Consider the following 19,465-nt stretch of genomic DNA (forward strand, 5'->3'; position numbering starts at 1 on the left):
GTCAGAATAACGGAGCATCGGGGAACAGGCCGCTCCGCGTGGTATTGAGGGGCTGCCCCGGGTCCAGTGGCTGCCATGTATCATTCCGCAGGATTTCTGCTGGTCGAAAGCGGCTTTTGTAGACCATCTTGGGGCTCCCCGGAATCCAGTAGCCCAGATAAAGATATGGACAGCCAAGCAGGAATGTCTGGTGAATAAGAAAAAGCACAACATAAACTCCCAGTGAACGGGTGGTCTGTTGTGGGTCGTAAATACTGTACACGGCCGAAAGCCCGTCCTTGAGCGTATCGGTCAGGCTGACTGCGACCAGTTTGCTGTCTGGTGTGCGGAATTCTATGATCTGTGTGTCAACCGTGGTCTCTTCCACCATAATCCGGTAGTCCCGCGCGGTCATGTTCGCCATTTCGCCATCTGCGTGGCGGGTGGTCAGGTACTGGCGGAACAGGTCGTATTGTTCGCCCGTTGCTATGGGGGGAAGCAGGGTTGCGCTGAGGTCCGCATTGCGGTTCCATACCCGCTTTTGTGTGCGGCTGGGGGTAAAGGCGGCAACAGGCAGGCGGATGGGAATACAGGCCGAGCACCCTGCGCACAAAGGTGCATAAGCCAGTGTGTGGCTACGCCGGAAACCCGTGGCGGACAGGCGGCTATGCAGGGTATCTGCATCGGGTACTGCCAGATCGACCAGAATTTTGCGTTCCATGCGCGCAGGCAGGTACGGGCATGGTTGCGCCGTGGTGGTGTAAAAAAACTGCGGATTGCGCAGTGGAGGCGTCATAATCGGCAATCCCGGATGCATGGCGGGCCAGTAGAACCGGCCCGCTTATGCCCGGCATGGGCCAGGCGGTGGTTACAGGCCCGATCTTTCCCGGATATGCTGTGCGGCTTCAATGGCAAAATACGTAAGTATGCCATTGGCTCCAGCACGGCGGAAGGCCATCAGGCTTTCCATGATGGCGCGGTCGCGGTCGAGCCAGCCATTGTTGATGGCTGCCATGAGCATCGCATATTCTCCCGAGACCTGATACGCAAAAGTCGGCACGCTAAAGGTGTCTTTTACACGACGGATAATATCCAGATACGGCATGCCGGGTTTGACCATCACCATGTCTGCCCCTTCGGCAATGTCCATTTCCACTTCGCGCAGGGCTTCGTCGCTGTTGGCGGGGTCCATCTGATAGGTTTTCTTGTCTCCTTTCAGCAGCCCGCCAGAGCCAAGCGCATCGCGGAACGGGCCATAAAAGGCGGATGCATATTTGGCGGCGTAAGACATGATACGGGTGTTGATCAGGCCGCTGGCGTCCAGGTCCTGCCGGATGGTGGCAATGCGGCCGTCCATCATGTCCGAAGGGGCGATAATGTCCACCCCGGCTCTGGCCTGGTTCACGGCCTGCTGGGATAAAATCCGGACCGAGGCATCATTGACCACATAGCCATCTTCGATCACGCCATCATGGCCGTGGCTGGTGTAGGGGTCCAGCGCCACGTCCCCGATCAGGGCCATGTCGGGGAATTCCTTTTTCAGCAGTCTGGCCGCGCGACACATCAGGTTGTCGGGGTTGAGCGCTTCGGTCCCGGCATCATCGCGTGCCTGCGTGGGGGTGATGGGGAACAGGGCAAGGGCTGGAATACCCAGTTTGGCAGCAGGCTCCACATGCCTGGCAAGCCGGTCCAGTGTTACGCGGTGCGCGCCGGGCATGGAGGAAACCTCGGTTGTGACACCAGTCCCTTCCATGAAAAAAATCGGCCAGATCAGGTTGCTGATGCCCAGTGAGTTTTCGGCAACCAGACGGCGTGTCGCATCGTCAAACCGGTTGCGGCGTGGGCGGGTCAAAGGGAAACGACCAGCCATCATGGGCGGGATCTCCTTGCGTGGTGTTTGCCACGGGGCAGGCTGATGGCCGGTTGCCCATGGCGGCACGGGGTGAACAAAACGTGGGGAGTATGCGCTCCTGCCCCTGTTATGCAACCCCGTTGGGGTAAAGGTCAGCTCCGCGTGGTTTTGCAGTGCCCGGAATGCGCGAATCCGCAGCCTATAGGGGTGGTCAGCACGGGTGTCATGCCGCGGAGCCTCGTTTGCCGTTTATCCAGTCAAGGAGCGGTGCGCAAAAACGCGGGATTGCAAAAGACGGGAGTTCCGCCCCTTTTGCGTTTTTCTCCTGTCAGGGGCGTGCGGAACTGGGTAAGATACCCCCCAGTGCTGTGTCTGTTATAATGAAAACAGTGTGGAACATGGTCTGGCAAAGAGTGAGCCGGAACCGTATAGAGTGACCACCATCTGCCGCCCGGCAGGCATGTTACCAAACGACAGTTTGATTTTGAGGGAACACCCGAATGAGCCACACGGATCTGGACCGTTTTTTTCATGCGCCGCTGACCCAGACGGATCCGGACGTTGCGTCCGCCATTGCTGCAGAACTGACCCGTCAGCAGGATGGGATTGAACTGATCGCCAGCGAAAACATGGCCTCCGAGGCTGTTTTGCAGGCGCAGGGCAGTGTGCTGACCAACAAATACGCCGAAGGCTACCCCGGTCGCCGCTATTACGGTGGCTGCGTGGAAGTGGACAAGGTGGAAACCCTGGCTATTGAGCGGGCCAAAACCATGTTTGGCGCAGCTTTTGCCAATGTGCAGCCGCATTCGGGTGCTAACGCCAACCAGGCCGCGTTCATGGCCATGGGCAAGCCGGGTGACACCGTTCTGGGCATGAGCCTGGCAGCGGGCGGCCACCTTACCCATGGTGCGGCTCCCAACTATTCTGGTAAATGGTTCAATGCCGTACAGTATGGCGTGCGCCAGCAGGACGGCATGCTGGACTATGACCAGATGGAAAGCCTTGCGCGTGAACACACGCCTTCCATTATTGTAGCAGGTGGGTCCGCTTACCCACGGATTATCGACTTTGCCCGTTTCCGCCGCATTGCCGACGAAGTGGGTGCGCTGCTGATGGTGGATATGGCCCATTTTGCCGGTCTGGTTGCCGCAGGTCTGTACCCCAATCCGCTGGAATATGCAGATATCGTGACTTCCACCACGCACAAGACCCTGCGCGGCCCGCGTGGTGGCCTGATCCTGACCAACAGTGAAGCGCTGGCGAAAAAAATCAACTCCGCCGTATTCCCCGGCCTGCAGGGTGGCCCGCTCATGCATGTCATTGCCGGGAAGGCCGTAGCTTTTGGCGAGGCCCTGCGCCCCGAGTTCAAGGAATACCAGAAAGCGGTGCAGAAGAACGCCGCAGTACTGGCCGAAGTGCTGGTGGAGCGTGGGTTTGATATTGTGACCGGTGGCACGGATTCCCACCTGCTGCTCGTTGACCTGCGACCTAAAAAGGTGACCGGCAAGGCAGCGGAGCAGGCTCTGGAGCGTGCGGGCATTACAGCCAATAAAAACGCCATTCCGTTCGACCCGGAAAAACCCGCCATTACCTCTGGTGTGCGTCTGGGTAGCCCTGCCGCCACGGCGCGTGGCTTCCGCGAGGCAGAGTTCCGCCAGATTGGTGAAATGATCGATGAAGTACTGACAGCTCTTGCCGCCTCTGGTGGTGAAGGCGATACCGTAGTCGAAAACGCCGTGCATGAACGGGTTAAGGCTCTGTGTGCATGTTTCCCCATTTACACGCGTTAATCCACGTTTAAACCGGTTATGCCTTACAAAAGCGCGGGAGTTTTCTCCCGCGCTTTTTTGCGTGCCGGAAGCCTGTTACGGCGGGAGCGCCAGAAGATATGATGTAATGAGGCCGGTATGTTCTGCCATACCTGCTTTTAAAGAATGCGTGCCAGCCGGACTGCCGTGTGTCCCCGGCGGGGGCGCAGGTTGGGTATGACCAGCATGCAGTTGTCATAGGGTGTGCGGATTTCGTCCATGCCATCAACGGCAATCAGGGTGTGGGCGTGCTCGATAATATCTCCCCCCGCATAGCGGCGCAGGAAGGCAAAGCATGCGGTATGGGCTTCCACACAATCGGTTACCATAGCATTAATTCCGGCTTGGTGCGGTGTGGTGGGTAACGGTGGCCCCATGCCATGCTGGGCCAGAAACATGCGGGCCATGTTCAGGCTGTGCCGGGCGGCGCTGCGGGCCCAGTGTTGCCCGGCTTCAAGCAGGCAGGCCCGTGCCGTGCCCGTTGGGGTGGAAAAACGTTCGTAATCAATCAGGCGTGGTCCGGTGGGGTGGCCCTGATCCAGCACAACCTGTGGGGGGGCTGCCTGCTGGCAGGCCAGTGTGCTGGCCATACGCAGGTTGCGTTCAGCCATGCTGGTCAGCAGCAGGGGGGTGGAAGGCCATGTCATGGTGTGCAGGTCAAGCAGTGCGTCCACCGTGTCCATCACGGGCACAAGTTCGCGTACGCGCTGCATTTCCAGAGATGTGTGTTCGGAACGGATAAGTTCGGGCGCCCACAGCCTGTTCATGTCCTCCTCAATATAACGGAAGCGGGAGGGATGGCGGGGATCGAATGCTGCGTACGCATCCGGATTAAGAAAAATCAGGCTCAACCGCCCCCGCGTGAGGCTGGGAGGTGTTGCCAGCAGGTGCGTAAGGGCCATGGCTCCGGCATATTCGTTACCGTGCATCAGAGCCGTTATGGCAATGTGGGGGCCGGGTCTGTGGCTTTCAAAATGATGGACCCCCCTGATGCCGCAGTTCCCCTGTATCCAGGGTGTTATGTCTGGCAAGGGGTCTTGCGGTGGTGCGTGGGGGAGTGGTGGCGGGGGTGGTGGCAGAACTTCTGACAGGGTTCTAAAGCGGTAAGAACTGTTGCCACCCCGTTTGCGCTTTGCGGCACAGCTCATGGCTGCCCCGGTGCTTTGCAACGGAGTGTTGTCCCAAAAGATCGGCACAATGGGTGAGGGAGGAAAAAACTGCACCACATGGCCTGAGTATGGTTCGGGTTGCGTGCGGCGGCAATCCCCTCCCTGCAGGGAGGGCCGGGGGCAGGTTATGCACTCTTGGTTCTGGGGCGGGGGTTGCCTGCCCCTGCCCGTGGGGCAGAAGGTGTTACCGGTGGGAGTGCCTGCTCCGTGCTGATTACGCGGAGTTTGACATGCGCGCCAACTTCCACCTGCCGCAGGCGTTTGCGTTCCGCCCCCGAACACAGGGTAAGCGCCGAGCCTTTCTGCCCCGCACGGCCTGTGCGGCCAATGCGGTGCAGGTAGGTTTCGGGCTGTTCGGGTACATCGTAGTTAATAACCTGCGTGACCGAGGCAATATCCAGCCCACGGGCCGCCACGTCCGTGGCGACCAGAATAAACAGGCGGCCAGAGCCAAAACTGGCCACCGTGCTGGTGCGTTTGTCCTGTGTCAGGTCTCCGTGCAGGGGGGCCACGGCCAGACGCGCTTTTTTAAGTGTGGCGGCCAGCACATCCGCTTCTGCCTTGGTGCGGACAAAGACAATGCTGCGTGTTTTGGGGCTGCGACCAAAAAAGGTCTTGAGGAACGCAGCTTTCTGCTCTTCTTCCAGAAACAGCACACCCTGACGGATGGCGGGGCGCTCCTCGGGTGGTTTTTCAACACTCAGTTCCACCGGCTTGTACACAATGCTGGCCAGCATGGTTTTGCACGCCGCAGGCATGGTGGCGGAAAAAGCCAGTGTCTGGCGTGGTGTGGGCAGGTAGTTGAGGATGGTGCGGGTTTCTTCCTCAAACTCGTGGGTGAACAGGCGGTCGCTCTCGTCCATCACCAGTTGAAAGCAGTCCGAGAGGTCGCATGTGCCCGTGCCAATAAAGTCCAGCAGGCGGCCCGGCGTTGCAATGAGAATACGGCTCATGCCCCCGGTCTGGATGAGTTCTGCGGCCTGCTCATCCCGGTCCGCGCCGCCAAACAGGCAGATAATGGGGGGGGTATGGGTTTTGGTCCGCGCCTGTTTGTTGTCCTCTTCGCCCAGACAGACGCGAAAGACCCTGGCAGTCTGCAACACCAGCTCACGCGTGGGGACCATAACCAGCAGTGTGCGGGGTTTGCGGGCCTTGAGCAGCCTGTGCAGCATGGGCAGTGCATAAGCCGCCGTTTTGCCTGTGCCGGTCGGGGCGGTGGCCAGAATGTCCCGCCCTTCCAGCGCCGCGGGAATGGCAGCTAGCTGGATGGGGGTCGGACGTGTCATTCCTGCCTGCTGTGCATGGGAGCAAAGGGCTGGGGACAGACCTGTATCCTTGAAGCTAGCGGACATACTGTTGCCTTTCTCGTGGTCTGGAATGCGTACAAGATGCCTTGCTTTATAAAGACAAACCGATAGCAAGGACAAAGGGGACCATGCAGGGCGCATGGTTGCAAAGGCCGATGTGTAGCGGAGGAATGCGCGTTATGGCGAGCGCAATGTATGCAGAGGCGCAAACTGGCTTAAAACCGGTAGAGGATTTGCCCCGTGCGGCCCCCCACGCCTTTGTGGTGGGGGAGGATTTTGCCGGTATGCGTTCGCAGGCATTAGGGCTTGCCCATCGTGCCGGGTGGGACGGTACGTTCCAGCCTGTATGCCCAGGCCGTGTGGCGCGTGTGGCGCTGGCTGGCCCACGCTGGCTTGGCCGGACGTATCTGCGGGGTAATAGTGGGCAGATGCTTGAGTCCCACAAGGATCTGCTGCGCTCGGATGTGGTGATCAGCATTGGCGGCAAGGGGGGCGCGATTGGGGCCGCCCTGCGCGCGCACCACCGCCCGGTGGTGCAGATTCAGAACCCCCGGCAGTCGCTCGCCCGTTTTGATCTGATTCTGGCCTGTCGGCATGATGATATTTCTGGCCCCAATGTTCTGCTGGGCCGCACCGCCCTGCACGGCCTTACCCCCGAGGAACTTGCACATGCCCGGCAGGAATGGGAGCCACGGCTCGCCCATTTGCCCCGCCCTCTGGTAGCGGCTCTGGTTGGTGGCTCCAATGGGCGCTTCCAACTGGGGGAGGCAGAAGCCCGCAGGCTGGCCTGTGTGCTGGTGCAGACCCGCAAGGATGAAGGTGGCAGCCTGATAGTGACTGCCTCACGACGGACGGACCCGCAGGCACTGGCCGCGCTGAAGGAAATTATAGAACCCGCAGGCGGCTTTGTGTGGGATGGAGAGGGAGATAACCCCTATATCGGGCTGATCGCCTGTGCCGATAGCTTGCTTGTAACCATAGACAGCGTTTCCATGATCTCCGAATCCGTGGCAGGGCGTGCGCCTGTTACGGTTTTTCCGCTGCCCGGCAAATCCCGCCGGATCAATGAATTTGTCGAAGAGCTCGAACTGGCCGGGCGGGTGCGTGTGCTGGGCGAGAGTGCTATCCGCCTGCCCACGCCGTGGTATGTAACCCCTCTGGATGACGCAACAGAACTGGTGGCGGAAATGCACAGCAGGCTCGGTTTCTAGGGGCAGAACCCAATAACCGGACCATGACGGTTATGGCGTTTATAACGCCGTCTGTCGGATATGACGGAACCAGTCGGCACCATAGCCCCGGTCTGCCAGCAGTTATTGTCGGGAAAAACGGTTCAAGGCGCGCAGTCTGTCAACCGGAGCAGGTTATTTTATTCCAGTGCCAATATGGGACTATAAAAATATTTTTCATTTGGAAATGGAGAATATATCTTCAACTTTTTTGTTAAATACTTGGGAAATAAATATTGCCAACCCAACAGAGGGCATAAAAACACAATTTTCTACGGTATTGATGGTTTTTCTGGAAACCCCCACTTGTTCAGCCAGCTCTGCCTGAGTCATGTTGAATTCTTTCCGCATTTCTCTGATTTTATTTACGGTTTTCATTCTGGGGTCTCAGCGATCCTTTCGAGTCTATGTTGATAGTATGAAAAAATAGAAATAATAACAAAAAACAGAAATGGGATGTAATGTGCGAAAAACCGTATATTAAAAATATAGAAAAGCGATAAAATCAAAGAAAATACAAATAATGAAGCAGAAAAAGAGGGAAGAATTTTTTGAGCAACTGTCTTCTTCCATTCGTCATTAGGGTCAAATATGATCCCGTCTCTAGGTAATATAATTCTACCGGCTTCAGCTATGTATATAAATAAAAATAAAATAATTGATATGATTAATTCTGAACTTATTCCTGTATTTTCCAAATAAAACCTGAAAGAATAAATGGATAGTAGAGATGACGAGAATAGAAGCATAAATAATCTTCCATATATCGATGGTGATTTTATTCTGTAATTTAGGTCGGAATTCTTTCTTCCTATAAAAAAAGTATCCAAAGCTACTATGATAAGTAAACATATGAAGCCTTCGTCCCAACTCCACGAAGGGGAACTGTTCTGCTTAATCTGAAATAACATTGATAATGGATGGTAATATCCGCCTACATAAAATACTGTAGCGGCGATAACCCATCTTGCTATTTTTTTAAAAGATGTTTCGCGTTTAAATTTTTTATTGTCGATGTTCATAAGATTTATCACCAGAGGTTTGATACCTATAGGTTACATTTTGGGATACTGATGTCAACAGATTTTGCTGCCTGACAGCTTTCTCGCCTACCGGGGTGGCAAAGGTTCGGGGGTGTCCGGAGTGTGTGCAGGCCAGACCAGAGACGCCAGTACCGTGGCCATAACCGCCAGAACACATCCCCCAAAAGCTGCAACGGAGAGCCCAAATGCCGCCCCAATGCGCCCTGCAAGCGGGTAAGCCAGCAACCAGCATAGATGAGAGAGCGAAAACTGGGCGGCAAACAGTGCTGGCCTGTCCTCTGCCGCGCCGGAGCGGCGGAGCAGGCGGCCGGAGGGTGTTTGTGCAACAGAGTAACCAACGCCTATTACGGCCCAGAGCGGCAGCAGCCAGCCATAGCTGGGCAACCCTATGGCCAGAGCGGCTCCCACGCATAGTACGCTGGCTCCACCCAGCATAACCGTACGGTCTGTCCAGCACGCCAGCACGCGGGGCAGGCCAAGTGCTGCCAGCATGGAGCCAGCCCCAAAACAGGCCAGCGCCAGCGCCGTTGCGCTCTGGTCTAGCCCGAATACGCCCTGCACATAAACAACCGTGTTGACCAGCACGATGGAGGCCGCCGCTGCAACGGCCATGTTAATACCTAGCAGGCCACGCAGGCGCGGTGTGGCAAGGTAGAGGCGTATGCCACGGGTTGTGCGCTCATACACGCTCCTGTGCGGTGCGGCTCTGGGGGCGGGTAGGCGAACAGATACAACAAGAGCGGCAGAGCCCAAAAACCCCAGTGCAGTCCCGACGAACAGCGCGTGGAAGGACACGACACCCAACAGGGCAGCGGCCAGAAGTGGGCTGAGTACGCTCTCCATGTCATACGCAACGCGGGAGAGGGAGAGCGCGTCGGTATAATCCTGCTCATCGGGCAGAATATCCGGGATAGTCGCCTGAAAAGTGGGAGTGAACGCGGCAGAGGCTGCTTGCAGGACAAAGATCAGGACGTAAATCTGCCAGACCGTATTTACAAAAGGCAGGCAGGCGGCCACACCGCAGCGCACAAGGTCCAGCAGGACCAGTGCCGTGCGGCGGGGCAGGTGGTCTGCAAAAGCTGCGGCAACGGGGGCAAGGCCCACATAAGCCAGCATTTTTATGGCCAGTGCGGTGCCCAGCACGGCTCCGGCATGCCCCCCAGCCACGCGGAAGGCCAGCAGCCCCAGTGCTACGGTGGCAAGGCCGGTGCCGGTCAGGGCAACAAGCTGGGCCCCAAACAGGTGGCGGTACGTGCGGTGGCGCAAAACATGCAGCATGCGCTTACAGGTATCTGGTCAGGGCGGCAAAAGCCTGCAAGGCATCCTCGCGGCTGATCTCGCCTGTGGCAATGGCGTCTATAATGCAGTGTTCAAGGTGGTCCTGCACCAGCATGCGCTTGGATTTGCGGATCGTGCTTTCCACGGCCTCAAGCTGTTGCGCAAGTTCGGAGCAGCTCCGGCCTTCGTCGAGCATGGCAATCACTTTAGCCAGATGCCCGTGGGCCTGTTGCAGTTGCCGCCGGATAAGGGAGTGAGACTGATGTACCATATTTAACCCCTACCCTGGAGGGGAGGGGGTATGCAACGCGCAAAAATATGCACCACCACACGGAGCAGACCCCTGAGGCGCGCACAGTGCTCCAGACACACAGGGGACAAAACAGGAAAATCGCTCCCTTAAGGCGGGATACCGCCTATTCTGGTCATGGAAAAAGCGGGATGGCAGGAGCCGGGCTGGAACTAGATCCAGATACTGCCCAACAGCAGGATGGTGCCTACAATCAATGCGGCCACATGGCGCATGACGTGTTCGGGCGTATCCTGTGGCAGAATCAGATAAAAATTAAGGCAGTACAGCACCAGCCCGGCACCCAGTACAATGCTGATTGCGCGGGCTATGGGGTAGGTTGAGATATCCCTTGGGTCAAACTGCATGGTGCTGCTTTACTTTTTTTACAGGCGTTCAGCGTCTGGTGTTGCGGGTTATGCACTTACAAAGGCGGATGCGGGGTAGCCCTGCATGAAGAGCGTGGTGCGGAGCGAGGTATGGTTGATCTGGGCTGCTATGGCCTGGCGCACAACCGGCTTTGCAAAAAAGGCAATGCCCAGCCCTGCGGCGCGCAGCATGGGCAGGTCGTTTGCGCCATCGCCAATGGCCAGAGTAGCCTTGGAATCCAGCTTGTGCCGTGTGCTGAGCTGTTCGAGCAGATCCAGCTTGGTTTGCGCACCCAGAATGGGCAGGCCGGGGGCGCCGCTCAGGTGGCCTGTGGCATCGGTCAGCAGGGTATTGGCGTGGTTTTCCTCAAACCCGCAAAGGGCTGCCACGCGGGAGGTAAAAAAGGTAAACCCGCCCGATACCAGCGCCGTGTAGGCACCATGCGCGCGCATGGTGCGCACCATTTCCACCGCGCCGGGGTTCAGGTGTACGTCCTGCCATGCTTTTTCCAGCAGGCTCTGGGGGAGCCCTTTGAGCAGGGCCACGCGTTCGCGCAGGGAGGTGGCAAAATCCAGCTCGCCATTCATGGAGCGGGTGGTAATGGCGGCAACCTTGTCCCCAATGCCAGCAAGGGTTGCCAGATCATCAAGTGTTTCGTTGGCGACAATGGTACTGTCCATGTCCGAGACCAGCAGTTTTTTGCGGCGGCCTTCTGCCGGGCTCAGTATCACGTCCACCCTGTTGCCAAGATGCGCCTGCACCTGGGCCAGCACGTCCGGCGTGCAGCCCGGGCAGGGAATATCCACTGCCTCTGCGGGAGAGAGGATAACGGTTTCCTCTCTGGCGTGGACAATATCACGCGCGAGGGAGATTGTGGCGGTATCGAGGGTTGTTGCCTCACGGGGGGCAACAAGGGTCAGAACAAGGCTCGTCATGGTACCTGCGTGTGTGGCAGGAATACGGACATGAAGCAAGCAGAACACCCATGCCCCGGCCCGGCAGGCCACCAAACGCAAAGCCCGCCCCCCGCTCTTGTACTGGCCGGGCCGACCTGCTCGGGCAAATCCGCCCTGGCTCTCAGGTTGGCCCAGCAGTTGGGGGGCGTGGTCATTAACGCGGATTCCATGCAGGTTTATAAAGACCTGCGTGTGCTGACCGCCCGCCCGGATGCGGCGGAAGAACAGCGCGTGCCGCATCGGCTGTATGGTGTGCTGCCTGCCTCCCGTAAAGGGAGTGTGGCATGGTGGCGCGGGCAGGCTCTGGCTGCCATGCAACAGGCGTGGGATGAGGGGCGGTTGCCGATACTGTGCGGGGGTACGGGCATGTACATGCGTGCCCTGACCGATGGGCTGGCCCAGATTCCGCAAAGCCCTCCAGCTGTGCAGCAGGCTGCCCGCGCTCTGGTGGCGGAGCAAGGGGCCCCCGCGGTGCATGCGCAGCTCATGGCGGTGGACCCGCAAACGGCAGCCCGCCTCCAGCCTGTGGATTCGCAGCGTGTGGCCCGGGCGTGGGAGGTATGGCAGGCCACGGGTCACGGGCTGGACTGGTGGCTGGCGCAGCCCGGCCTGCCGCCCGCCCCCGCCCATTTTGTGGCCGTGCGTCTGGACCCCTCCCGTGTGGAACTGCGCGCGCGCATACAGGCCCGGTTTACCGCCATGCTGGAACAGGGTGGCGTGGAGGAGGTGCGCGCCCTGTTACAACAGAATCTGGACCCAGACCTGCCTGCCATGCGCGCCCATGGTGTGCCTGAACTGGCCGCCATGCTGCGGGGGGAGATAACGCAGGCCGAAGCCGCAGGCCGCGCTGTTGCCGCCACAGGGCGTTACACCAAGCGGCAGGCTACATGGTTTGCCCATCATCCGCTTACGGTGGAGGGGCTGACCTGTATAGTTAATGCCTGTTTTTCTGATTTTGAGCAATTTTCGGAAAGAAAGTATGATGAAATTATTTCCTTTATTCTAAAGGGGATTGACGCACCCAATCCCGGGTCCTAAACAGACGACCAGCTCCCAATTTCGGGAAGAGAGGACGCTATGACACGCACAACCGGCTCGGCTACACTGGACGCTCAGACAACCACCACCCTGTCGGGTGCGGAAGTTCTACTGCGCGCATTGGTCGAACAGGGTGTGGAGGTTATTTTTGGCTACCCCGGTGGGGCCGTCCTTCCCATTTACGATGCCCTGTTCAAGCAGAATCATATCCGCCATATTCTGGTGCGCCACGAACAGGCCGCCGTGCATGCGGCGGAGGCCTATGCCCGCTCCACCGGCAGGGTGGGCGTGGTGCTGGTCACCAGTGGTCCGGGGGCGACCAATGCCGTAACCGGTCTGCTGGACGCCATGATGGATTCCATCCCGCTGGTCTGCCTGTCCGGGCAGGTACCCACCCCCCTGATCGGCAATGACGCTTTTCAGGAAGCGGATACAACGGGCATTACTCGTCCGGTCACCAAATACAATTATCTGGTGCGCAGGCCAGAAGATCTGGCGCCTGCGGTGCATGAGGCGTTTGCCATTGCCCGTTCCGGCCGCCCCGGCCCGGTGCTGATTGACCTGCCCAAGAACATTACGGTCGGTGACGCCCCCTATGTGGAAGCACACGCCGTAACTCCGCGTACCACCCGCATGAGTTCCCAGCCAGACCGCGCTGCCATTGCCCGCGCCGTAGCCGCCATGAAGGCAGGCAAGCGCCCGCTGTTTTACACGGGTGGCGGGGTTATCAATTCCGGCCCGCAGGCCAGTGCTGCTTTGCGCAGGCTGGTGGAACTGACGGGCTTTCCCGTAACGTCCACGCTCATGGGGCTGGGGGCGTTCCCCGGTACGGACCAGCGCTTCCTTGGTATGCTGGGCATGCACGGAACGTACGAGGCCAATCTGGCAACCCATGGCTGCGATGTGCTGATTGCCCTTGGTAGCCGGTTTGATGACCGGGTGACCGGGCGGCTGGATGCCTTCTCCCCCACTTCCTTTAAGGTTCATGTTGATATTGATCCTTCCCAGATCAACAAGATCGTGCATGTGGACGAAGGCATTGTGGGGGAGGTCGGGCAGATTATCGGCCTGATGATCGAAGAGTGGGAAAAGCAGCCCGCTTACGCCCATAAGTCCGACCTGGACGCCTGGTGGGCACAGATTGAAGGCTGGCGCGCGCTGGACTGCCTGCGTTTTGGGCAGGACAAGGCCCCCGATGCCGTGATCAAGCCACAGCAGGCCATTCAGCGGATATACGAACTGGCACGCCAGACCGGGCGGGATACTTACGTTTCCACCGAAGTGGGGCAGCATCAGATGTGGGCTGCGCAGTTCTTCCGTTTTGATGCCCCCAACCGCTGGCTGACATCGGGCGGGCTTGGCACCATGGGTTACGGCCTGCCAGCGGCCGTGGGTGCGCAGATTGCGCACCCTGATGCGCTGGTTATGGATATTGCTGGGGAAGCCTCAACCCTGATGAACATTCAGGAACTGGGGACCATTGCGCAGTACCGCCTGCCGGTTAAGATTTTCATTATCAACAACCACTATATGGGCATGGTCCGCCAGTGGCAGGAACTGCTGCACGGTTCGCGCTATTCGGAAAGTTATTCCGATGCCCTGCCGGACTTTGTAAAGCTGGCGGAAAGTTTTCATGCCACCGGCCTGCGTGTGACCCGGCTGGACGAACTGGATGCCACCATCGGGAAGGCACTGGAGCATGATGGCCCCGTGCTGGTGGATATCTGCGTGGCGGAGGGGGAAAACTGTTTTCCCATGATTCCATCTGGTGCAGCCCATAACCAGATGATCCTTGGCCCGGAGCAGGAAGCAGGCAGTGCCACGATCAGCAAGGAAGGGCAGATGCTGGTCTGATCGGCCTGTTCTGTTCTTTTGGGTTCCGTCTTGTCCCTTCTGCCTTGATTGCGAGAAACATGAGTATGCAGGTTGAAGTTTCCGGTTCCGCTGTTATTTCCCTTCTGGTGGATAACGAGAGCGGGGCTCTTGCCCGTATTGTGGAGCTGTTTTCGGGCCGTGGCTACAACATCCAGAGCCTGACCGTGGCTCCGGTGGATGAGCACGGCCAGACCTCCCGCGTGAACATTGTCACCACGGGAACGCAGTCTTCCATCCGGCAGGTCAAAACGCAGCTTGAGCGGCTTGTGCCCGTCTCGCGCGTGGTCAACCTTACGGCGGAAGGGCCTTATGTTGCGCGGGAAATGGCTCTGGTCAAAGTCGTGTCCTCTGGTGAACCGCGGACCGAAGCCCTGCGCATCGCACAGGCATTCCGGGCTCGCGCGGTAGATACAACCGCCAGTTCCTTTGTGTTTGAACTGACCGGCTCCACGGACAAGCTGGACAGTTTTATTGAGCTGATGCGCCCGCTCGGGCTGGTTGAGGTGTCCCGCACCGGGGTTGCCTCCATCTGCCGTGGGCCGCAGACAATTCAGAACTTCTGAAGTATAGACAGGTGCAACGCCGGGGACTGACCCCCGGCAACAGGGAGAAAAAATAATGGCTATGCGCGTGTATTATGATCGTGATGCCGACGTTAACCTGATCAAATCCAAAAAGGTGGCCGTTATCGGTTACGGCAGTCAGGGCCATGCCCATGCCAACAACCTGAAGGATAGCGGTGTTTCCGACATTGTGATCGGCCTGCGTGAAGGCTCCACGGCAGCGGAAAAAGCCCGTAATGCCGGCTTTACGGTTATGACGCCCGACAAGGCCGCTGCCTGGGCAGACGTTGTTATGGTGCTGACCCCCGATGAAGGTCAGGGCGCACTGTACACCGAATCTCTGGAAAAGAACCTCAAGCCGGGTGCCGCTCTGGCCTTTGCTCATGGTCTGTCCATTCATTTCCGTCTGATTGAAGCCCGCCCTGATCTGGACGTGTTCCTGATCGCACCCAAAGGCCCCGGCCACACCGTGCGTTCTGAATACCAGCGTGGTGGCGGCGTGCCCTGTCTGGTGGCCATTGCACAGGACAAGTCCGGCAAGGCTCTGGACATTGCCCTGTCCTACGCATCCGCCATTGGTGGTGGCCGTGCAGGCACGATCGAAACCTCCTTCAAGGAAGAAGTGGAAACCGATCTGTTCGGTGAGCAGGCCGTGCTCTGCGGTGGTCTGGTTGAGCTGATCCGCGCTGGCTTTGAAACGCTGGTTGAAGGTGGTTACGCCCCGGAAATGGCCTATTTTGAGTGCCTGCACGAAATGAAGCTGATCGTGGACTTGATCTACGAAGGCGGCATTGCCAATATGAACTACTCCATCTCCAACACTGCTGAATATGGTGAGTACGTGTCCGGCCCGCGCGTGATCACGGCGGAAAGCAAGAAGGCCATGAAGGACATCCTGACGGATATCCAGAACGGCACCTTCGTACGTAACTTTGTGCTGGAAAACAAATCCGGCAACGTGTTCTTCAAAGCGACCCGCGCTCGTAACGATGCCCACCAGATTGAAGCCGTTGGCGAAAAACTGCGTGGCATGATGCCCTGGATCGCCAAGTCCCGTCTGGTTGACAAAACCAAGAACTAAGACTGCGCGCCTTACGGCGTTTACGCTGTGCTTAAAGGCTCCCCTGCCGGAAGGTGGGGGAGCCTTTTTTGTATCCTGCACGTCTGATGGTCCCCCCTGGTCCACTGGGGGGCACACGACCGCGCCTGCATATGTGCATGATTGGTCCTGCCGGAAAAAGTGATGAACAGGTGATGAACACCCGGCACAGGATATGCGTTGCATAAGTCTATGCAAACACGCGAAGGAGACCGTGGTGACACATGATTCAACCGTGAAAACACACACAACGGAATCCGGCATCCCGGTTTCGAGTGATGAACACGCGCTCACCGTCGGTGCGGATGGTCCTATTGTTCTGCACGACCATTACCTGATCGAGCAGATGGCGGCTTTTAATCGCGAGATGATCCCGGACCGCCAGCCTCACGCCAAAGGCAGCGGTGCGTTTGGTACATTTGAAGTGACACACGACGTAGGTGCTTATACCTGCGCAAAATTTTTGCAACCGGGCGCAAAAACCGAGGTTGTGGCGCGGTTTTCAACCGTGGCGGGGGAGGCTGGCAGCCCCGATACATGGCGCGACCCACGCGGCTTTGCCCTGAAGTTTTATACGGATGAAGGCAATTTTGATATGGTCGGCAACAATACGCCGATCTTCTTTATGCGTGATCCGCTCAAATTCCAGCATTTCATCCATTCCCAGAAGCGCCGGGTCGATAACGGCCTGCGTGACAACGACATGCAGTGGGATTTCTGGACACTCAGCCCGGAAACCGCACATCAGGTTACCTGGCTTATGGGAGATCGGGGGATTCCGGCGTCATGGCGGCATATGGATGGTTTTTCCAGCCATACCTACATGTGGGTCAATGCACGGGGGGAGCGGTTCTGGGTTAAATACCACTTTAAAACCGATCAGGGTATTCAGTGCCTCACACAGGAGCAGGCTGGTAAAATTGCCGGGCAGGACGCGGATTATCATCGCCGGGACCTTTACGCGGCAATCAGGCGTGGGGAGTATCCATGCTGGACGCTCAAAATGCAGATCATGCCGTATGAAGATGCCAGAACCTACCGTATCAACCCGTTTGATCTGACCAAGGTCTGGCCGCATGAGGATTATCCGCTGGTGGATGTCGGCAGGCTCACGCTTGACCGGAACCCAACGGATTTTCATTCCCAGATCGAACAGCTTGCGTTTGAACCGAATAATTTTGTACCGGGCACGGGTCTGTCTCCGGACAAGATGTTGCTTGGCCGTGCTTTTGCCTACGCCGATGCCCACCGCGCACGCCTTGGTGTGAATTACAAGCAGATCCCGGTTAACGCGCCCAAATGCCCCGTTCATGGTTACATCAAGGGTGGTGCAATGCGCATGCGCCCGGCACATGACCCGGCTTATGTGCCCAACTCCAAGGGTGGGCCGGCGGCGGATGCCCGGCGTTTTCCAGATAACGCAGTCTGGGAGGCTGATGGGGCCTTTGTGCGGGAAGCCTACACCTTACGCGCGGATGATGATGATTTTGCGCAGGCCAATATCCTGATCAACCGTGTCATGGACAGTGCTGCGCGGGATCGGCTGGTGAGCAACATTGTCGGCCATGTTCTCCAAGGTGTTGAAGAGCCTGTTCTGTCACGGGTGTTTGAATACTGGAGCAATATTGATGCCACCATAGGCCAGCGCGTACGCGCTGGTGTGGCTGCCGCACGGGACTGATCAGGGCCTGTAGGGTCTTGCTCAATCTGCGGTCGCGGGGCGGGGGAGGTGACAGCCAGGCTGTCTATACCCCCCGCCCATAAAAATGACTGTATTATTCAGGCTGTTTTTTGGGCTGCGGCGCGTGCGGCCTGTTTTTCTTCCTCGGTCCAGACCTTGCGCTCGCGTTTGACCTGCGGCTTGACCTGTTTGACAGGTCCGCCACCCAGCACGGGGGCGCGCATGGTGGAGTTCCGGGCATCTTCGGAGTGCCATTCATGCTCGGTATGGACTGTCAGAGTCTGACCGATCTCGCGTTCCACGTCATGGAGCCAGGCGCGCTGTTCGGCATCGCACAGGGTTACGGCAATACCACGGCGGCCCGCCCGCCCGGTGCGGCCTATGCGGTGGACATAGCTTTCGGGCAGGCTTGGCAGGTCGTGGTTAAAAACATGCGTGACCGTATCGACATCAATCCCGCGTGCGGCAATATCCGTTGCCACCAGAACCTGCACCGTGCCCTCCCGGAACGCATTGAGTGCGCGTTCACGCTGCCCCTGTGAGCGGTTGCCGTGCAGGGCTTCCGCCGTAATCCCGGCATCGGTCAGAAAAGTGCAGACTTCGTTGGCAATGTTTTTCTGCAAGGTAAAAACAACGGCCTGACCAATGTCGGATTCCTGCAACTGTGCGAGCAGGGCTGTTTTTTTGTCGGCGGCATTCACAAACATAACCGACTGTTCAATCCGGTCCACGGTGGTCGAAGGGGGGGCAATTTCCACCTTGGCCGGATCGCGCAGGAGGTTTTCAACCAGTGCGGCAATGGATTTGGGCATGGTGGCGGAAAACAGCACGGTATGCCGGTCTTTGGGCAGGGTTGCCACAATCCGCTCAATCGGTTTGGCAAAGCCCATATCGAGCATCTGGTCGGCTTCGTCCAGCACCAGGGCTTCAAGCTGCGACAGGTCGCAAAGCCCCTGTTCGATCAGATCCAGCAGGCGTCCGGGTGCGGCAACAAGAATATCCACACCGTCCCTGAGCGCGTTGACCTGATGCATCTGGCTTACGCCGCCAAAAACCGTTGTTACGCTCAATTGCATGTGGCGGCCAAAGTTTTCAAAACCATCGGCAATCTGGGAGACAAGCTCGCGCGTGGGCGCAAGAACCAGAATACGCGCCCCTCCCTTGGGGGCCGGACGTGGGTTTGTGGCAAGGCGGTGCAGGAGCGGCAGCGCAAAAGAAGCTGTTTTGCCCGTGCCTGTCTGGGCCAGCCCCAGCAGGTCACGGCCTTCGAGCAGCAGGGGAATGGACTGGGCCTGAATGGGGGTGGGAGTTACGTAGCCCGTCTCGGCCAGCGCAAGGAGCAGAGGCTCCATCAGGGAGAGGTCGGTAAAAGTCTTGGACATGGGAAAGCGGCGCCTCCAGCGCTCAGTAAAGCTGCGCCTGATGGGGCATCGCGGGATGAAAACTCACACTTTTTACGGAGGATGTCTGGCGGGGTCAATATAGCGTGAAGGGAATGTTTTGCCCGCGTGTGTGGGGGAGGGCTTTTTGCAGAAAACCCTATTTTACCATCTTGCGGATAACGCCCATCAGTTCCTCCAGGGCTTCCTCTCCGCCGTTTTCGGCAATGGCCGTGCGTACGCAGCCTTTGGCGTGGGATGTCAGGATTTGCACACCCACACCATCCAGCGCGGATTTAACGGCGGATAGCTGGGTAAGAATATCCACGCAGTAGCGGTCATCCTGTACCATGTTCAAAATCCCCCCAACCTGCCCTTCAATCCGTTTGAGGCGGTTGATCAGGGCTGTCTTGTCCGGTTGGGTAACGTGCCGCTCCGCGTTGGGCGGAGCGGGGGGGGTGCAGGCATGGCAACCGGGTTTGTCTGGGGGCATGGGCTTCTACAGGCTGTTCTGAAAAAAGGCAGGAGCCGGAGCGGGTATGGAGCCTGTC

At 58.2% G+C, this 19,465-nt stretch carries 18 protein-coding genes; 7 read left to right on the forward strand and 11 right to left on the reverse strand.

The window, feature by feature from the left end; all coding sequences use genetic code 11:
- Position 1: 1 nt before the first annotated feature.
- Both PY793_RS03650 and hemB read right to left on the reverse strand, forming a co-directional pair.
- Positions 2-775 (reverse strand): arginyltransferase, encoded by a 774-nt coding sequence (locus PY793_RS03650; protein WP_275176762.1) that lies wholly within the window; start codon positions 773-775, stop codon positions 2-4.
- Positions 776-847: 72 nt separating this feature from the next.
- Positions 848-1,852 (reverse strand): porphobilinogen synthase, encoded by a 1,005-nt coding sequence (gene hemB, locus PY793_RS03655; RefSeq protein WP_275176763.1) that lies wholly within the window; start codon positions 1,850-1,852, stop codon positions 848-850.
- A 479-nt stretch (positions 1,853-2,331) separates the two neighbouring features.
- On the opposite strand from hemB, the gene glyA reads away from it, so the two are divergent.
- The gene (gene glyA, locus PY793_RS03660) at positions 2,332-3,621 is read left to right on the forward strand and encodes a serine hydroxymethyltransferase (RefSeq protein WP_275176764.1); all 1,290 of its coding nucleotides are present in this window, start codon (positions 2,332-2,334) and stop codon (positions 3,619-3,621) included.
- Positions 3,622-3,758: 137 nt separating this feature from the next.
- Here the strand turns inward: glyA and PY793_RS03665 are convergent, their stop codons facing one another.
- Entirely contained in the window at positions 3,759-4,787 is a 1,029-nt protein-coding gene (locus PY793_RS03665) for a M14 family metallopeptidase (RefSeq protein ID WP_275176765.1), read from the reverse strand.
- Positions 4,788-4,933: 146 nt separating this feature from the next.
- A complete protein-coding gene (locus PY793_RS03670; RefSeq protein ID WP_275176766.1) occupies positions 4,934-6,094 on the reverse strand; it encodes a DEAD/DEAH box helicase in 1,161 nt (386 codons plus the stop codon).
- A 200-nt stretch (positions 6,095-6,294) separates the two neighbouring features.
- On the opposite strand from PY793_RS03670, the gene PY793_RS03675 reads away from it, so the two are divergent.
- Complete coding sequence (locus PY793_RS03675; protein ID WP_275176767.1) at positions 6,295-7,326, forward strand: mitochondrial fission ELM1 family protein; 1,032 nt, start codon at positions 6,295-6,297, stop codon at positions 7,324-7,326.
- 195 nt (positions 7,327-7,521) lie between these two features.
- Here the strand turns inward: PY793_RS03675 and PY793_RS03680 are convergent, their stop codons facing one another.
- The 5 genes from PY793_RS03680 to serB form a co-directional block, all read right to left on the reverse strand.
- Positions 7,522-7,722: a helix-turn-helix transcriptional regulator gene (locus PY793_RS03680; RefSeq protein WP_342803908.1), complete on the reverse strand. Its 201-nt coding sequence runs from the start codon at positions 7,720-7,722 to the stop codon at positions 7,522-7,524.
- A gap of 731 nt (positions 7,723-8,453) precedes the next feature.
- Positions 8,454-9,665, reverse strand: coding sequence for an MFS transporter (locus PY793_RS03685; RefSeq protein WP_275176768.1), 1,212 nt, complete (start codon positions 9,663-9,665; stop codon positions 8,454-8,456).
- A 4-nt stretch (positions 9,666-9,669) separates the two neighbouring features.
- Positions 9,670-9,936 (reverse strand): metal-sensing transcriptional repressor, encoded by a 267-nt coding sequence (locus PY793_RS03690; RefSeq protein ID WP_275176769.1) that lies wholly within the window; start codon positions 9,934-9,936, stop codon positions 9,670-9,672.
- Positions 9,937-10,127: 191 nt separating this feature from the next.
- Positions 10,128-10,322 (reverse strand): hypothetical protein, encoded by a 195-nt coding sequence (locus PY793_RS03695; RefSeq protein ID WP_275176770.1) that lies wholly within the window; start codon positions 10,320-10,322, stop codon positions 10,128-10,130.
- A 48-nt stretch (positions 10,323-10,370) separates the two neighbouring features.
- The gene (serB, locus tag PY793_RS03700; protein WP_275176771.1) at positions 10,371-11,258 is read right to left on the reverse strand and encodes a phosphoserine phosphatase SerB; all 888 of its coding nucleotides are present in this window, start codon (positions 11,256-11,258) and stop codon (positions 10,371-10,373) included.
- A 30-nt stretch (positions 11,259-11,288) separates the two neighbouring features.
- Between serB and miaA the strand changes: the two genes are divergently transcribed.
- The 5 genes from miaA (at position 11,289) to PY793_RS03725 (ending at position 17,535) form a co-directional block, all read left to right on the forward strand.
- Positions 11,289-12,317 (forward strand): tRNA (adenosine(37)-N6)-dimethylallyltransferase MiaA, encoded by a 1,029-nt coding sequence (miaA, locus tag PY793_RS03705; protein ID WP_275176772.1) that lies wholly within the window; start codon positions 11,289-11,291, stop codon positions 12,315-12,317.
- Positions 12,318-12,356: 39 nt separating this feature from the next.
- The gene (gene ilvB / locus PY793_RS03710) at positions 12,357-14,171 is read left to right on the forward strand and encodes a biosynthetic-type acetolactate synthase large subunit (protein ID WP_275176773.1); all 1,815 of its coding nucleotides are present in this window, start codon (positions 12,357-12,359) and stop codon (positions 14,169-14,171) included.
- 65 nt (positions 14,172-14,236) lie between these two features.
- Positions 14,237-14,755, forward strand: coding sequence for an acetolactate synthase small subunit (gene ilvN / locus PY793_RS03715; RefSeq protein WP_083503692.1), 519 nt, complete (start codon positions 14,237-14,239; stop codon positions 14,753-14,755).
- A 61-nt stretch (positions 14,756-14,816) separates the two neighbouring features.
- Positions 14,817-15,836 (forward strand): ketol-acid reductoisomerase, encoded by a 1,020-nt coding sequence (ilvC, locus tag PY793_RS03720; protein ID WP_275177102.1) that lies wholly within the window; start codon positions 14,817-14,819, stop codon positions 15,834-15,836.
- A gap of 235 nt (positions 15,837-16,071) precedes the next feature.
- Complete coding sequence (locus PY793_RS03725) at positions 16,072-17,535, forward strand: catalase (RefSeq protein WP_275176774.1); 1,464 nt, start codon at positions 16,072-16,074, stop codon at positions 17,533-17,535.
- Between the two features lie 98 nt (positions 17,536-17,633).
- Here the strand turns inward: PY793_RS03725 and PY793_RS03730 are convergent, their stop codons facing one another.
- Positions 17,634-18,917: a DEAD/DEAH box helicase gene (locus tag PY793_RS03730; RefSeq protein WP_275176775.1), complete on the reverse strand. Its 1,284-nt coding sequence runs from the start codon at positions 18,915-18,917 to the stop codon at positions 17,634-17,636.
- Between the two features lie 157 nt (positions 18,918-19,074).
- Complete coding sequence (locus tag PY793_RS03735; RefSeq protein ID WP_275176776.1) at positions 19,075-19,407, reverse strand: metal-sensitive transcriptional regulator; 333 nt, start codon at positions 19,405-19,407, stop codon at positions 19,075-19,077.
- Positions 19,408-19,465 lie beyond the last annotated feature (58 nt).

The sequence above is a fragment of the Acetobacter fabarum genome, from assembly GCF_029069195.1.
Classification (GTDB): Bacteria; Pseudomonadota; Alphaproteobacteria; order Acetobacterales; family Acetobacteraceae; genus Acetobacter; species Acetobacter fabarum_A.

Coding starts and splice junctions, on each gene's coding strand:
- PY793_RS03650 (WP_275176762.1), bottom strand. CDS start 775: ATGACGCCTCCACTGCGCAATCCGCAGTTTTTTTACACCACCACGGCG.
- hemB (WP_275176763.1), bottom strand. CDS start 1,852: ATGATGGCTGGTCGTTTCCCTTTGACCCGCCCACGCCGCAACCGGTTT.
- glyA (WP_275176764.1), top strand. CDS start 2,332: ATGAGCCACACGGATCTGGACCGTTTTTTTCATGCGCCGCTGACCCAG.
- PY793_RS03665 (WP_275176765.1), bottom strand. CDS start 4,787: ATGAGCTGTGCCGCAAAGCGCAAACGGGGTGGCAACAGTTCTTACCGC.
- PY793_RS03670 (WP_275176766.1), bottom strand. CDS start 6,094: ATGACACGTCCGACCCCCATCCAGCTAGCTGCCATTCCCGCGGCGCTG.
- PY793_RS03675 (WP_275176767.1), top strand. CDS start 6,295: ATGGCGAGCGCAATGTATGCAGAGGCGCAAACTGGCTTAAAACCGGTA.
- PY793_RS03680 (WP_342803908.1), bottom strand. CDS start 7,722: ATGAAAACCGTAAATAAAATCAGAGAAATGCGGAAAGAATTCAACATG.
- PY793_RS03685 (WP_275176768.1), bottom strand. CDS start 9,665: ATGCTGCATGTTTTGCGCCACCGCACGTACCGCCACCTGTTTGGGGCC.
- PY793_RS03690 (WP_275176769.1), bottom strand. CDS start 9,936: ATGGTACATCAGTCTCACTCCCTTATCCGGCGGCAACTGCAACAGGCC.
- PY793_RS03695 (WP_275176770.1), bottom strand. CDS start 10,322: ATGCAGTTTGACCCAAGGGATATCTCAACCTACCCCATAGCCCGCGCA.
- serB (WP_275176771.1), bottom strand. CDS start 11,258: ATGACGAGCCTTGTTCTGACCCTTGTTGCCCCCCGTGAGGCAACAACC.
- miaA (WP_275176772.1), top strand. CDS start 11,289: ATGAAGCAAGCAGAACACCCATGCCCCGGCCCGGCAGGCCACCAAACG.
- ilvB (WP_275176773.1), top strand. CDS start 12,357: ATGACACGCACAACCGGCTCGGCTACACTGGACGCTCAGACAACCACC.
- ilvN (WP_083503692.1), top strand. CDS start 14,237: ATGCAGGTTGAAGTTTCCGGTTCCGCTGTTATTTCCCTTCTGGTGGAT.
- ilvC (WP_275177102.1), top strand. CDS start 14,817: ATGCGCGTGTATTATGATCGTGATGCCGACGTTAACCTGATCAAATCC.
- PY793_RS03730 (WP_275176775.1), bottom strand. CDS start 18,917: ATGTCCAAGACTTTTACCGACCTCTCCCTGATGGAGCCTCTGCTCCTT.
- PY793_RS03735 (WP_275176776.1), bottom strand. CDS start 19,407: ATGCCCCCAGACAAACCCGGTTGCCATGCCTGCACCCCCCCCGCTCCG.